The sequence below is a fragment of the Cupriavidus sp. F041 genome (assembly GCF_057814235.1).
Map to the genome: position 1 here is coordinate 2,924,976 of NZ_JBVASY010000001.1, position 14,273 is coordinate 2,939,248.

The 14,273-nt window shown below is 65.5% G+C and carries 14 protein-coding genes; 13 read left to right on the top strand and 1 reads right to left on the bottom strand.

Annotated features, from left to right (window positions below; translation table 11 throughout):
* Positions 1-187: 187 nt before the first annotated feature.
* From ACZY0R_RS13385 to ACZY0R_RS13410, 6 genes are all read left to right on the top strand, one after another.
* Complete coding sequence (locus tag ACZY0R_RS13385) at positions 188-1,894, top strand: hypothetical protein (RefSeq protein WP_488858854.1); 1,707 nt, start codon at positions 188-190, stop codon at positions 1,892-1,894.
* Between the two features lie 172 nt (positions 1,895-2,066).
* A complete protein-coding gene (locus ACZY0R_RS13390; RefSeq protein ID WP_488858855.1) occupies positions 2,067-3,179 on the top strand; it encodes a hypothetical protein in 1,113 nt (370 codons plus the stop codon).
* A gap of 469 nt (positions 3,180-3,648) precedes the next feature.
* Positions 3,649-4,572 carry an EAL domain-containing protein gene (locus ACZY0R_RS13395; protein ID WP_488858856.1) on the top strand — a complete coding sequence of 308 codons (924 nt, stop codon included), beginning with the start codon at positions 3,649-3,651 and terminating at the stop codon, positions 4,570-4,572.
* Between the two features lie 172 nt (positions 4,573-4,744).
* Positions 4,745-5,317: a nitrogen fixation protein NifQ gene (locus ACZY0R_RS13400; protein WP_488858857.1), complete on the top strand. Its 573-nt coding sequence runs from the start codon at positions 4,745-4,747 to the stop codon at positions 5,315-5,317.
* Between the two features lie 231 nt (positions 5,318-5,548).
* Positions 5,549-5,773, top strand: a complete 225-nt coding sequence (locus ACZY0R_RS13405; protein ID WP_488858858.1) for a hypothetical protein — start codon at positions 5,549-5,551, stop codon at positions 5,771-5,773.
* Positions 5,709-6,527, top strand: a complete 819-nt coding sequence (locus ACZY0R_RS13410) for an AraC family transcriptional regulator (RefSeq protein WP_488859678.1) — start codon at positions 5,709-5,711, stop codon at positions 6,525-6,527. Before ACZY0R_RS13405 ends, ACZY0R_RS13410 begins: the two co-directional genes overlap by 65 nt.
* A gap of 122 nt (positions 6,528-6,649) precedes the next feature.
* Here ACZY0R_RS13410 and ACZY0R_RS13415 read toward each other — a convergent pair whose 3' ends face one another.
* On the bottom strand, positions 6,650-8,041 hold the full coding sequence (locus ACZY0R_RS13415) for an aminotransferase-like domain-containing protein (RefSeq protein ID WP_488859680.1): 1,392 nt from the start codon (positions 8,039-8,041) through the stop codon (positions 6,650-6,652).
* A gap of 420 nt (positions 8,042-8,461) precedes the next feature.
* Here ACZY0R_RS13415 and ACZY0R_RS13420 point away from each other — a divergent pair, with 420 nt between their 5' ends.
* The 7 genes from ACZY0R_RS13420 to ACZY0R_RS13450 all read left to right on the top strand — a co-directional run bounded on the left by ACZY0R_RS13420 (position 8,462) and on the right by ACZY0R_RS13450 (position 14,272).
* Positions 8,462-8,944 carry an MSMEG_0572/Sll0783 family nitrogen starvation response protein gene (locus ACZY0R_RS13420; protein WP_045243109.1) on the top strand — a complete coding sequence of 161 codons (483 nt, stop codon included), beginning with the start codon at positions 8,462-8,464 and terminating at the stop codon, positions 8,942-8,944.
* Between the two features lie 34 nt (positions 8,945-8,978).
* A complete protein-coding gene (locus ACZY0R_RS13425) occupies positions 8,979-9,995 on the top strand; it encodes a Nit6803 family nitrilase (protein WP_045243108.1) in 1,017 nt (338 codons plus the stop codon).
* Entirely contained in the window at positions 9,946-11,079 is a 1,134-nt protein-coding gene (locus ACZY0R_RS13430; RefSeq protein ID WP_488858859.1) for an MSMEG_0568 family radical SAM protein, read from the top strand. The genes ACZY0R_RS13425 and ACZY0R_RS13430 overlap by 50 nt, the downstream gene beginning before the upstream one ends.
* Positions 11,076-11,621 (top strand): MSMEG_0567/Sll0786 family nitrogen starvation N-acetyltransferase, encoded by a 546-nt coding sequence (locus ACZY0R_RS13435; RefSeq protein WP_488858860.1) that lies wholly within the window; start codon positions 11,076-11,078, stop codon positions 11,619-11,621. The genes ACZY0R_RS13430 and ACZY0R_RS13435 overlap by 4 nt, the downstream gene beginning before the upstream one ends.
* On the top strand, positions 11,618-12,628 hold the full coding sequence (locus ACZY0R_RS13440) for a sll0787 family AIR synthase-like protein (protein WP_488858861.1): 1,011 nt from the start codon (positions 11,618-11,620) through the stop codon (positions 12,626-12,628). Before ACZY0R_RS13435 ends, ACZY0R_RS13440 begins: the two co-directional genes overlap by 4 nt.
* A 9-nt stretch (positions 12,629-12,637) precedes the next feature.
* Positions 12,638-12,925 (top strand): MSMEG_0570 family nitrogen starvation response protein, encoded by a 288-nt coding sequence (locus ACZY0R_RS13445; RefSeq protein ID WP_488858862.1) that lies wholly within the window; start codon positions 12,638-12,640, stop codon positions 12,923-12,925.
* Positions 12,926-12,991: 66 nt separating this feature from the next.
* A complete protein-coding gene (locus ACZY0R_RS13450; protein WP_488858863.1) occupies positions 12,992-14,272 on the top strand; it encodes an MSMEG_0569 family flavin-dependent oxidoreductase in 1,281 nt (426 codons plus the stop codon).
* The last annotated feature ends 1 nt before the right edge of the window (position 14,273 follow it).

Below are 14,273 nucleotides of genomic sequence, written 5' to 3' on the forward strand. Positions count from 1 at the left end.
CAAAGGCACTGACGAAGTGGTCTTGCCGATTGCGGTTGCAAGAGCCAACAAGGGTATCCATGAGAGGTGATGAACCCGGGCAGCGAAGGGCACCACAGGCGGTGCGTTGCCCTGGAGGGGTTCAGGATCCATAGACGACGTATCGACGTATCGAAGTAACGACGTAGTGATTTCAGGAGCGAGAAGAGTGCAAACCAATACCAGAAATATCTTTACCCTCGGCATGATGGCTTCCGCGGCTGCGGCGCTGGTGGCTTGCGGCGGCGGGGACTCGGAAACACCGACGCCCACGCCAACGCCTGTCACTGTGCAAGGCAAGGCCGTTGACTTCTATCTGGCGCAAGCCACGGTCACTTTCCTCGATTGCGACAACAAGACCGTGAAGACCAACGCGAACGGGGACTTCACGTTCCCGAGTGGTTGCACGACGAGCGCGCTCAAGGTAACCGGCGGTACCGACATCGGTACCAATCAACCGTTCACCGGTGTGCTGCAAGCGCCGGCCGTCACCTACAAGGCCGGTGTGACGCCTGTTATCACGCCGCTGACGACGCTGGTTGCGCAACTGGGCGCGTCCCAGGCCGCGGCACTCGCGACCAAGCTTGGCCTGCAAGGCAAGGACCTCTCCACCCTGGATCCGATGAATGACGCCGCCGTGCTGAAGGCCTCGGTGGTGGTGCAGCAACTGGTGGACCAGATCGCAAAGACGCTTGCTGGCCTGTCCAAGACCACGGGCGGCACGTTGACGGCGGAAGCCGCGGCAGCGGCAGCCGCCAATGCCGTGGCCAACGCGGTGAACGCAGGCTCCGGTACCGCCGACCTGTCCAACACCTCGCTGGTCACCACGGCAATCACGTCGGCCGTACAAAACGCGAAGACCAGCTTGCCGGCCAGCGTGCAGGCGAATATCGCGGCAGTGGCAGCTAACGTGGCGGCGCTGGCGGGTCCGGTCGTGGCCAGCCAGGTAGCGAACGTGGACGCCGCCCTCGGCACGGTCGTGCTGGGCAGCGATCCGGCGGCTACGCTGGCAGCCTTGCAGAAGGGCGGCTCGGTCAACGCGGTGGTGGACAGCACCAAGTCTACTGCCAGCGGTGCACTGGTGGCGGCGGTCACGCCGACCGCACTGGCCGACGCCTCGCTGACGGCCAACCTGGGCAAGCTCGGCGACGCCGTGGCAGCCGGCAACGCTGGTGCGATCCAGACGGCATCCTCGAATCTCGGCGGCAATGTCAACTCCGGCGCGATCACCGCTGTGATCAACAGCGTCAAGCCGGCCAACTACATCCAGTTGGCAAGCATGACCATCAACGGCCAGCAGTTCCCGGTCGGCGATGCCGTGACGGTTACGGGCGGCACGCTGAGCAGCATCAAGGTTGCGGTTTCGCAGAGCGGCGATGCATTCTCGAACGGCGCTCCGGAATTGCGCGCGGGCCTGAGCTACACGTACAACGGCAGCGAGGTCGATGTCATCATCGAGAAGGTGGCGCTTACGTTTAGTGGCACGCAGTTGACGGCCGCCCAGGTGCCGGTCAACACGACCTATTCGTTCCGCATCACCGGTGGTGTCACGGCTAATGTCAGCCTGACCAATGCGGTTGCCGACAACCTGTTCGACAGCGCCAACGGCGGCTCGCTGAACCTGCCGTTCACCGTCTTCCTGACCAAGCTGAAGAGTGCCGGCGCGCTGAGCCAGGCCCAGATCGACGCGCTCACGCCGAAGTCGGTCAGCACCTTCCCCGTGACGTTCGCGGTGGGGGGCCAGGGCGGCAAGCCGGTCACCGTTACCACCCTGGTCAACGGTAGCGCGCAGAAGACCAAGACGCAACACGTGCAGACCGCTTCGGCGAACGTGGCCGGCGACGGCATCGAGACCTCGGTCACGCTGAACCCCTGATCGATGCGTCGCCAAGCCCTTCCCGTGGTCGGGGAGGGCCTGTCCGGTCATCCGTCACCCGCGCCAGCAAGCGCGCTGGCGGGTGGCCGGCTTCTTTTTGTGTGCAGTTTGCCGGACCACGACCCGGCCAACGCCGTGGATGAGGCCAGCCCCCCGGCCTCGGAGTCTTCCTATGCTGTTGTATCGCACGCGCCTGCTCGGCAATGCCGGCGCCTTGATGCTGGGCTTGTCATGCGCAGGCGTTGCCAATGCGGCGCCCGACGATGTGTTCATGCAGGCCGAACCCGCCACGGGCGAGTTCACCGCATTTCGCGTGGAGGCCAGCTATGACATGGTCAACAATGCCATGGACATCTTCAACAGCCAGGGCGGCGTGCCGGACAATGCCGGCAATTACCGTGGCGGCCGCCTGATGCTGGGCTACAAGTTCTCGCCGAAATGGTCGGCCTCGGCCACGTACTGGCGCCGCGGCATCGACTACGGGCCGGACAACAACCAGATCGATAGCTGGATGCTGGCCTTGCACTACGACCCGCTGGCCGAGCCCGGCGCGCGCGACCGCCTGATGTTGCGCTTCTCGCTATGGGGCGACCGCGCGGGTAGCTTGACCCGCTCTTCTAACCTGAAGGCCAGGAATGCTACGTTCAACAGCGTCACGGTCAACGATGCCAATGACATCCAGGGCCAGGCGGATGTGATCTTTTCCGGTGACCTGACCGAGCGCAACAAACTGACCGGGTTTATTGGTCTGGGTGTCAGCCGTGTGACGATCGGCGGGCTCAATACGCGGTTGCAGCAGGGGGGGTGTAATTTCGACATCAGCATCGGCACGGACAATGTCGCCAATGGCTCCCTGGCCGCGCCTTGCCGTGTTGGCAACGTCAACGTGCAGTCCGCGAGTTTCTCGACCGATGCCGGGCAATACGGGATCAATGTCAACGACGATTTCAACTACACCGCGGGCTACCTGAACCTGGGTGGCTCGTGGCGCTGGAAATACCAGAATTTCAGTGCCAGGCTGGGCTACCAGTTCCAGTACCTGTTGCGCAGTAACGTCGATAGCCGTGCCAGCGCGTATGGCAATTCCCCGATCAAGTCGAATCACACGCTGGGGCTGGAGTTGTCGTATGCGGTGGTGAAGAACGTCGAAGTGTTCCTGCGGGGGCAGGGCTCGCTGCACAACTTCGTGGGCACCATTCCGTTTCTCTACAACGCCGCCACCGCGGGCAAGATGGATCGCTATTACGGCTATGGCTCGATTGGCATCCGCTTCTCGGGTTTTTAGGGCAAGGCTCGCGGAATTCGAGTTTCGGGCGCGGACGGGATTGGAACGGCGAGATGACCGGAGTGCGTACTTGCGCGGCGGGCGAGAGGAATGGCAACGCGACCGGAGGGGGACGGCCTGACCCGGAAAAAGAAGGGTGTAGGTGCAGGGCGCCCCTACACCCCTTGAGTAGTTCAGCAAGGGGTCAGTCTTGCTGGAATGAATTGTCTGATGGGTTGTATGGCGTCAGTACCCTGCCTTGGTAGGTGTTACTCCTTTGGAGGGGAGCCGGAGTCCGCCGTGGCCGGCCGGGTGCTGAAAGAATAGGGTCTGGGTTGCATAAGGACGGCCTTCAGGTTTGCCGTAGTTTGAATTTGCCTGCACTTGCCGGGCGGTATGACGTTGTCGCGATGTGCCGTATTTGCTTGCGTTTCCCAGGTGACGAGTGTGCAGTCGTGCCCGACCGTCAAAAGACCTTCCAGGAGCTGAATTGCATTACGCGTTCATCAGGGGCAAGGTGTCTGCCCGCCCGGCGGCCTCGCATCCGGTCGTGGCCAACGCCGGGCCGGAGGGCGAGGGCCATGCCGCGGCGGCGCGCATGGCGCGGCTGCGACGGTTGATGGCGTGGCCATCGGGCGGCGTTGATCGCAGCCTGGATAGCGAGGAACTGCTTGTGCTCACCAGGGGCGACCTGATCGGCGCCATCGAACTCGGGCATATCTACCCGGTGTTCCAGCCGCAGATCAGCGCGCGGCATGGCGGCATCGTCGGGCTGGAAGTGCTGGCGCGCTGGTCCGATAAGGGCCGTCATCATGCGCCTGAGACGTTCGTCGGCAGCATCACCAGCCATGGGGTGGAAACCCTGCTGCTGGATCATTTCCTGGGTGCCTGCGGGCGCGTGCAGACTCGTTTTCCGCGCTACGCAGGCCGGTTCGCCCTGAACGTCAGCCCGAGGACCGCGGCCACGGCGGGGTTTGTCCAAGTCTTTGCGGACGCCAGCATCTCGCATGGGCTGGATGTCTCGCGGGTGGTGCTCGAACTGACCGAACAGACCCGGATCTCCCGCGACGGCGAGGCTCGCCTGCTGGAGAACCTCAATGCGCTCTCGGTACGCGGCATGGTGATCTCGCAGGACGATTTCGGTTCCGGCTACGCATCGCTGCAAGCCCTTGGCCTGCTGCCTTTCACGCAGGTCAAGGTCGACAAGATCTTGTTGCACCGGGCGCGGCATGCCGAACGCGCCAGGCGGCTGTTCTCTTCGTCGATGGATCTGGCACGCTCGCTGGAACTGCAGACCGTGGCCGAAGGCGTGGAGAGTCCTGACGATGTGGTGCTGGCAAGATCGCTTGGGGCGGACTTGCTGCAGGGATATGCCATTTCGCCGCCGGTGCCTTTCGAGAGGCTGGTGCTTTAAGCGAGCCGCCGGGCGACGGCGCTCCCCCTGCACCCTGCAGAGCCTTGCATGGCCTTGCGTTGACTACCGTTATATACATCGCTATATTTCGGTAATTGGGCAATGGCCGGCTACCGCCCGGCCACCGCCAGAGCCGGCATGGCTGGCGTGTCCAACTCCACAAGGCATTGCCGTGAACCTGTCGTTGCTGATCCTTGATGCGTATTCGCTGTCGCCTGGCGAGCCGGCATGCCGCGCGTTGGCCGGCGTGCTGGAAAGCGCCAATGCCGGCAGGCTGCCGCGGTTCGCGCAGTGGCTCGGCCTGGACGAGCCCGAGTTCTGGCAAATGCTCGATCATTGCTTCCCCGGCGCCAGGGCGGCGGGGTGGGCGCCCGAGTCGGCGCCTGTCGATGCCGCCGCGCTGCCTTGCGAGTTTGCCGACCTGGTGGAGATGCTGATCTCCTCGGGCGATCCGGCCCGCCCGGAAACGCGCTGGGCCGCCCATGCGCTGGCCAGCGGCTGCTTTGGCGGGTCCCATCTCTGGCACGACATGGGCCTGGCCGGCAGGCACGGCGTTTCGCGCTTGCTGCGGGACTACTTTCCCTCGCTCCATGCAGCCAACACCGCGGACATGAAATGGAAGAAATTTTTCTACCACGTGCTATGTCTGCGGCTGGACCTGCATCCCTGTCCTGAACCGGCTTGCGCCGGCTGCGAGAATTACGCCGGCTGCCACGGCACCGAGACGGTGATCGGCTGGCGTTAGGCAGGCGCGGCTGTACCCCAATCGCACCTTTGGATAACGCCTCCTGACCCATGTCCATGGGCTTGCGGCGTCCGGGCGACCATGGGTGTGGTGGTGGCGCTGCCCGGCTCCAGGGTACACAGCCAGTCTCGACCTGGGTGCTGCCCACCGTGCACCCTCTACAATCGCACTCATAAAAAACCGCGAAATCTGCAAACCTCCCTCCGGTACATTGCGGTCCATGGAGACCACTTGAAGCCCGAAACCCGAAACCAGTACGCCCAACGCCTGGAGCCCGTTTTGCGCTGGCTGGCAAGCCATCCCGAAGCCGACCCGGACCTGTATCTGCTGGCGGACCTGGCCTGCCTGTCGCCGTTTCACTTCCATCAGATTTGCACCGAGAAACCACGCCATTCAAAAACCGCAAAATCTGCAAGGCTCCCCGGTACGCTGGCTGGCAGGCCATCCCGACGCTGACCCAGACCTGTACCAGCTGGCGGACCTGGCCTGCCTGTCTCCGTATCACTTCCATCGCGTCTATCGCGCGATGATGGGAGAAACGGTAAAGGCCACGGTGCAACGCATCCGCATGCACCGTGCGGCCGTTGCGCTGGCGGGTACGGAAGCTTCATTGCGGGATGTGGCGCTGCGTGCCGGATATGAGTCGGACGCGGCGTTCATCCGGGCATTTGGCGCGACCTTCGGCATGCCGCCGGGACGGTATCGCGCAGCCCGCTCCCGTCCCTTCGACCCTCAGGAGCTGTCCATGTACCCCATCACGATCGAAACCTTCCCCAGCACCATTCTGGCCGCGCTGTCCCATCGCGGCAGCTATCAGGAAATCGGCCCGGTGTTCACCCGTGCCTTCATGCTGGCGGCCAGCCGCGGCGTTGCCAGCCCGGAAGCCACCGGTTTCGGTGTGTACTTCGACGATCCCGAGCAGGTGCCGGTTGACCAATTGCGTTCGCTGGCCGGCATGTCGGTTGTGCCGGATGCGGACCTAGGCGAGGAACTGGTGCGATTCGAAATCCCGGAGTGCCGTTGCGCGATACTGACCTATACGGGCCCCTACAGCGAGATGAGCAAGGCCTATAACTGGATGTTCTCGGAGTGGCTGCCGAACAGCGGGGCGGTGCCAGCGGACTTTCCCATGTTCGAGCAGTACGTCAACGACCCTCGCATCACGCCGCCCGCGCAATTGCAGACGCGGATTTGCATGCCGGTGAAGTAAGCGGCCGGCGGAAGGCATCGGCTACGTGATCGTCAACGGCACCGTCACATGGGAGCAGGGCGGCCACACCGGGGCGCGTGCGGGGCAGGTGATTACCCGCCCGCGCCAGCCATAGCCGGGTGCTACAGCATCGCCGAATGCAGGTGATGCGGATCGTCCAGCGTGTCAGCCACGATCTGCAGCGACTCTTCCATCTCATCGCGGTCGGCCGGTCCGCCCAGGCAGAGGCGGATCGCATCCGGCGGGTTGCCGTCGGTAGAGAAGGCCGCGCTCGAGACCGCGCCAATGCCGCGCGAGCGCAGGTGCAGCGCCAGCTCGGACGGACGCCAGCCGCTGTCCTGCGGTACCGGCAGCCAGAGATGGAAGCCTTCGGGATCGGCGTCATAGGGCCGCCCGGCGAAGACCTCACGGGCCACCAGCTGCCGGGCCACGCTCTCGGCGCGAATGGCCTTGAGCATGTCTTCCGCCGTGCCATCCTTGATCCATGACGTGGCCAGCAAGGTGTTGAACGGGCTCGCCATGACGGTGGTGGCGCGCAGGGTGCCGGCCAGGCGCTGGGTCTGGCGCGCGGTGGGGCCGTTGATAAAGGCAATGCGCAATCCCGCGCCAAAGCACTTCGACAGGCCGGTTACGTAGTAGGTGAGTTCGGGCGCGAGCGTGGCCATGGCATCGGGCGTGCGCTGCGGCAGCATGCCGTAGGCGTCGTCCTCGATGATCGGCACGCTGTAGCGCAGGGCGATATCCGCCAGGATCTCGCGCCGTCCTTGCGGCATGGTTCGGGTGCTGGGGTTCTGCAGCGTCGGGTTGCAGTACAGCGCGCTGGGCTTCTGCGTCTTGCACAGGGTTTCGAACGCCGGGCCAAGCGGCCCTTCCTCGTCGCTGGGCAGGGCCTGCAGCTGCACGCCGAGTTGCGTGGCGATGGCCTTGATGCCGGGGTAGGCCAGCGTATCCAGGCAGATCGTCTGCCCGGGGCGGGCCAGCAGCGATACCAGCGCCACCAGGGCGCTGTGGATGCCGGGGCAGATCAGCACGGTATCCGCGCGGCAGGCCGGCACATAGCGCTTGAGCCATTCCGTGGCCACGGCGCGGTCGGCCGGCGTGCCGCCGAAATCCTGGTAGCGCAGCAGGCTGTACGGATCGGTGGCACCCATCAGGCGCCCGGCCGACTCGCGCAGCCGCGCCGTCAGCACCGGCGGCTCGGGCGGCATGTTCATGGTCATCTCGGCACCCGTGCCCGCGCGCAGCGGCAACGCCGGGGCGCGCCCCCGCACGAATGTGCCGCTGCCGGCCTTGGCGTCGATCAGCCCGCGCTTGCGCGCTTCCGCGTAGGCGCGCGCCACGGTGGTGTAGTTGAGTCGCAGCGCCTCGGCCAGGTCGCGCAGCGCCGGCAGCCGGTCGCGGGCCTGCAGGCGGCCGCTCGCGAGGTCTTCCTCGATCAGGTCGGGGATCATCAGGTAAGCGGGTTTGGCGCTCTCGGAGAGGCGTTTCAGCCAGTGGCTGGCAAGACCGGACAAGGTGGGCTCCAGGCGATTCATGCGTACAAGGTACCGAGGCATCAGGCTATCACATTGATCGCTGTCTATGCCGGAAGTGATCGTATTTTTGAGTGCTCAATGATGGTGCGTGATTGCGGGATTGCACCGCTTCCGGGCGTCTGCGCGGCGCCTGCGCGTTCCGCCCCAGTGCATGCCCCATATTGGGCTGTATCGGCCAGCGCACAACCGATTGCCACCGGTTCCGCCATCCGGAAAATCATCCATGCGATCAATGAACGATTCCCTGCTTGATCGCTAATTGATCGCATGAATCGGCAGGGTAGATGGCATAGCCCGTGCTCATGGTGTGGTGTCGGCCCCCCCGGCCGATCGATCGAACGAATACGCGAACGGAATGCGCGGACGATCGACAGACCCACCCACCCTATGGAGCACAGCATGCCCGCAGTCAACAAACCGGCCCACAAGAAAGGCGATTTCCTGGTCGACTACGAAGAGAAGGTCTTCGAGGACGTGAAGGCGGAGCCGGGCGAGAAGGCGCTGGTCACCTTCCACACCGTCGCCTTCGAGGGCTCGATCGGCTTCGTCAACCTGCTGCAGGCCACGCGCCTGCAACGCAAGGGCTTCGAGACTTCCATCCTGCTGTACGGCCCGGGCGTCACGCTGGGCCTGCAACGCGGCTTTCCCACGCTGGGCGACGAAGCCTTCGCCGGCCATCTCAACTTCAACAAGCAGATCACCAAGTTCATGGAAGAGGGCGGCAAGGTCTACGCCTGCCGCTTCGCGCTGCAAGCGCTCTATGGCCACGGCGAAGCCTCGCTGATCGAAGGCATCCGCCCGATCAGCCCGCTCGACGTACTGGACCTGAGGCTCATCCACCGCAAAGAGAACGCGCTGATCCTGGATACCTGGACGGTTTGAGAGACAGATAGAGATAGAAGAGGCGGGCACCACCATGTCACAGAAACGCATTGTGCGCGCGGCCGCGGTCCAGATCTCACCGGACCTCGAGCACGGCGAAGGCACCCTCGGCAAAGTCTGCGAGGCCATCGACAAGGCCGCGCGGGAAGGCGTGCAGCTGATCGTCTTTCCGGAAACCTTCCTGCCGTACTACCCGTACTTCTCCTTCGTGCGGCCGCCCGTGCAATCCGGCAGCGACCATATGCGCCTGTACGAGCAGGCGGTGGTGGTGCCCGGCCCCGTCACCCATGCCGTGTCCGAGCGCGCGCGCCGGCACGGCATGGTGGTGGTGCTCGGCGTCAACGAGCGCGACCACGGCAGTCTTTACAACACGCAACTCATCTTCGATACCGATGGCCGCCTGGTGCTCAAGCGCCGCAAGATCACGCCGACCTTCCATGAACGGATGATCTGGGGCCAGGGCGACGCAGCCGGCCTGAAAGTGGCCGATACCGCGATCGGCCGCGTGGGCGCGCTGGCTTGCTGGGAGCACTACAACCCGCTGGCCCGCTACGCGCTGATGACCCAGCACGAGGAAATCCACTGCAGCCAGTTTCCCGGCTCGCTGGTGGGCCCCATTTTTGCCGAGCAGATCGAAGTCACCATCCGCCATCACGCGCTGGAATCCGGCTGCTTCGTGGTGAACGCCACCGGCTGGCTGACCGACGAGCAGATCGCCTCCGTGACCACCGACCCCGGCCTGCAAAAGGCACTGCGCGGGGGCTGCAACACCGCCATCGTGTCCCCGGAGGGCCAGCACCTGGCGCCGCCGCTGCGCGAGGGCGAGGGCATGGTGATTGCCGACCTGGATATGTCGCTCATCACCAAGCGCAAGCGAATGATGGATTCGGTGGGGCACTACGCCCGGCCGGAACTGCTCAGCCTCGCGATCAACGACCGGCCGGCGGCGACTGCCTCGCCCATGGCCGCCGCCTTCTCCAACTTCCACGGGAGCACCCAACATGAACTCCAGCGAGATGACGCCGGCCTCGAGCCGGTTGTCGGTAACTGAACTTCGGACCGAGCTGCAATCGGTAGGGCTGCGCCTGCTGGACCCGGCGGCCGGCGCCGCCAGCCGGCGCGGCGGCGCGGGGCCGTCTGACCACAAGGCCGTGACCATCGACGGCGTGACCATCATGGTGCCGGTGCATACCAATACCGCGTGGCACTCGCCTTTCGTGGCGTCGTCGCCCGATAGCAAGGGCACCAGCGCGCTGATGCGCGGCACCATTCCGATTGCCAATATCAGCTTTCCGAAGGCGCCCCGATTCTACGGCCTGCAGACGCTGGATGGCGTGCCGTATTCCCAAATCGCCACGCTGCACAGCGCGGATGTGCTGGCCACCACGGTGCTGCAGACCTGCATCCGCTACGAGAGCCGCCGCAAGACCTGCAAGTTCTGCGCGATCGGGCAATCGCTCGCGGCGGGGCGCACCATCGCGCGCAAGACGCCGGAACAACTGGCCGAAGTGGCGCGCGCCGCGGTGCTGCTGGATGGCGTCAGGCATATGGTGCTGACCACCGGCACGCCGCCCACGCCGGACCGGGGCGCCGCCATTCTTTGCGAAAGCGCGTTTGCGATCAGGGCGGCCGTCGACCTGCCCATCCAGGCGCAATGCGAGCCGCCTGACGACGACCGCTGGTTCGACCGCATGAAGGCGTCCGGCATCGATACCCTCGGCATGCACCTGGAAGTGGTGACGCCTGCCCTGCGCGAACGCATCATGCCCGGCAAGGCCGCGGTGCCGGTCAGCCGCTATATGGAGGCGTTCAAGGCCGCGGTGGCCGTGTTCGGCCGGGGGCAGGTGAGCACCTATATCCTCGCGGGGCTTGGCGACAGCGCGGAGACCATCCTGTCGATCTCGCGGGAACTGGTTGAGCTTGGCGTCTATCCCTTCGTGGTGCCCTTCGTGCCGATCACGGGCACGCCGCTGGAAGACCATCCGGCGCCGCCGCCTGAATTCATGAAGTCCATCCTCAAGCCGCTCGGCGCCATGATCGGCGCGGCGGGGATGCGCTCGGCGGATATCAAGGCGGGCTGCGGCAAGTGCGGTGCGTGCTCCTCGCTGTCTTCCTATGAAGAGGTGGCGGCATGAACGACGATCTTTGCGTGGAGGTGCCTGCCGCGGCCACGTTCCGCATCCGCTGGGCCGGGGCGCAGTGGGAGGCGGAGCAGGCCATGGCGCTGCGCCGGGCGGTGTTCTGCCACGAGCAAGGCATCTTCGCCGGCGACGACCGCGACGACACCGACGCGTGGGCGCAGTTGCTGGTGGCGGTGAAGTGCGAGGCGGATGCACCCGGGATGGTGGTCGGCACCGTGCGTATTCACGAGGAAGAGCCTGGCGTCTGGTTTGGTTCCCGCCTTGCCGTGCACGCCGCGTATCGCAGCCACGGCAAGATCGGCGCCACGCTGATCAGGCTGGCGGTGAGCAGCGCGCACGGGCTTGGCTGCACGAAGTTCCTCGCGCATGTGCAGAGCCAGAACGTGCCGCTGTTCCGCCGCTTGCATTGGAACGTGCTGGCGGAGGAAACGTTGCTTGGCCGCCCGCACCACCTGATGCAGGCTGACCTGGACTACTACCCGGCTTGCCTGACGCCGCGCGTCGGCATGTCTACGCCGGGCAGGAGCGGGGCATGAACGTCGCGCAGATCGTGGAAAGCCTGCGCGCCAGCCGCGGCTTCGGCCACAAGACCGATATCGCCGGGGTGCTGTCGTCGCTCGGCAGTGCGCTGCCGGGCGGGGTGCGCGATCTCGGCCAGGCCGTTGCCGTGGGTGACGACTGCGCCGCCATTGCGGACCATGACGGCTACCTCCTGTTCGCCATCGAGGGCATGGTCAGCGACTTCATCCATGCCAAGCCGTGGTTCGCGGGCTACAGCGCGGTGATGGTCAACGTCAGCGATATCTATGCGATGGGCGGCCGCCCGCTGGCGGTGGTGGACGCCATCTGGAGCGCGGGCGTGGCCGAAGCCGCCGAAGTGCTCAAGGGCATGGCGGCGGCTTCGGCCGCGTATGGCGTGCCCATCGTGGGTGGCCACAGCAACGCCCGCAGCGATCACGGCCAGCTTGCGGTGGCCATCGTCGGCCGGGCGCGCAGCCTGCTCTCCAGCTTCGCGGCGCGTCCGGGCGACCGGCTGCTGATGGCGGTCGACCTGCGCGGCGCCTTTGCCGAGCCGTATCCCTACTGGAACGCCTCCACCGGTGCGCCCGCCGGGCGGCTGCGGGCCGACCTGGAACTGCTGCCCGCGCTGGCCGAGGACGGCCTGTGCGCCGCGGCGAAAGACATCAGCATGGCCGGCACGCTGGGCACGGCGCTGATGCTGCTGGAGTGCTCCGGCGTTGGCGCCCGGATCGACCTGCACCGCATTCCGGCGCCGGCGGGCGTGCCGCTGCCGCGCTGGCTGACGGCGTTCCCGAGCTATGGCTTCCTGCTGGCCGTGCGCGAGCAGGACGCGGAGCGCGTGAGCGAGCGATTCAGGGCGCGGGACATTGCCTGCGCGGAGATCGGCGTCATTGACGATTCGAAGCAGGTCTCGGTCAGCGGCGCCGGCGAAACCGCACTGCTGTGGGACTTCGCGCGCGATGCATTTATCGTCCCGCAGGCCGGTTGCCCGGCGCGGGATGCCACCCCCATCGATGCCTGAGGAGAAGCCATGCCAGTGACACATTTCCGGGTACGTTGGCCCGATCAGAGCGAGGTCACCTGTTATTCACCGTCGTCGGTGGTCAGCGAGTTCTTTGTAGCGGGGCAGGACTACGCGCTGGAGGAATTCATGCGGCTTGCCAGGCAGGCGCTGACGAGCGCTTCGGAGCGCGTCAGGGCGAAGTATGGCTATGCCTGCTCGTCCGCGATGGATCAGCTTGAACAGATCGAGAACACTGCAACGCGTTTCAGCGCGCAGCCCGGCGCCATGGTGCGCGTGCTTGGCTTCGGCCGTTAGCCCGCATCCAAAAGCCCGCATCTGGAAGCCTTAACGCATCTCACAGCAATCAACGAAGGACGCATCATGTCTAACACCCGCAGCGAATCCCTGGCCACCTCCCCCAAGCACTACAGCGTCATCGTGGTCGGCGGCGGCCAGGCCGGCCTGTCCATGAGCTACTACCTCGAGCAGGCCGGCATCGACCATCTCGTGCTGGAGAAGCACACCGTCACCCACACCTGGCGCAGCCAGCGCTGGGATGCCTTCTGCCTGGTCACGCCGAATTGGCAGTGCGCCTTGCCGGGCTATCCCTACCAGGGCGACGACCCGCACGGCTTCATGAAGAAGGACGAGATCACCGCCTATCTCGATGGCTTCATCGGCATGGTGAACGCACCGGTGCTGGAGCATACCGAGGTCCGTCGCGTGAAGCCGCTGGAGCAGGGTGGCTACCTTGTCTCCACTTCGCAGGGCGACTTCACCGCCGGGCAGGTGGTGGTGGCCTCGGGCGGGTATCACACGCCGATCGTGCCGCGCATGGCGGAGCGCCTGCCCGCCGGCATCCAGCAGATCCAGTCCTCCGAGTACCGCAGCCCGCAGGCCTTGCCGGAAGGCGGCGTGCTGGTGGTGGGCTCGGGCCAGTCCGGCGCGCAGATCGCGGAGGACCTGCACCTGGCGGGCCGCAAGGTGTTCCTGGCTGTCGGCGAGGCCCCGCGCTGCGCGCGCTTCTACCGTGGCCGGGACGTGGTGGACTGGCTGGCCGACATGCAGTACTACGACATGCCGGTGCAGGAGCATCCGCTGCGCGAAGGCGTGCGCGACAACACCAATCACTACGTGACCGGCCGCGATGGCGGGCGCGACATCGACCTGCGCAAGTTCGCCACCGAAGGCATGGAACTGTTTGGCGCGCTGGAAGACTTCCATGACGGCAAGCTGCGCTTCACGCCGAACCTGAAAGCCAACCTCGACGATGCGGACGACACCTACAACCGCATCAACGCCAGCATCGACAAGTTCATCGACAAGCACGGCATCGCCGCGCCGGCCGCCAGCGCGTATGTGCCGGTATGGACGCCGGGCGAGGAACGCTGGGCACTTGACCTGGCCGAGGCCGGCATCGGCGCCATTGTCTGGTGCATCGGCTTCCGCCCGGATTTCAGCTGGCTGGAGGCGCCTGTCTTCAATGGGCGCGGCTATCCTGGCCACGTGCGCGGCGTGACGGCGCAGGATGGCCTGTACTTCCTTGGCTTGCCGTGGCTGCACACCTGGGGCTCCGGGCGCTTTTCCGGCATCGCCCGCGATGCCGAATACCTGGCGGCAATAGTCAGCGAAAAGCTCGGCGCGCAAGCACTGGCGGCCTGAC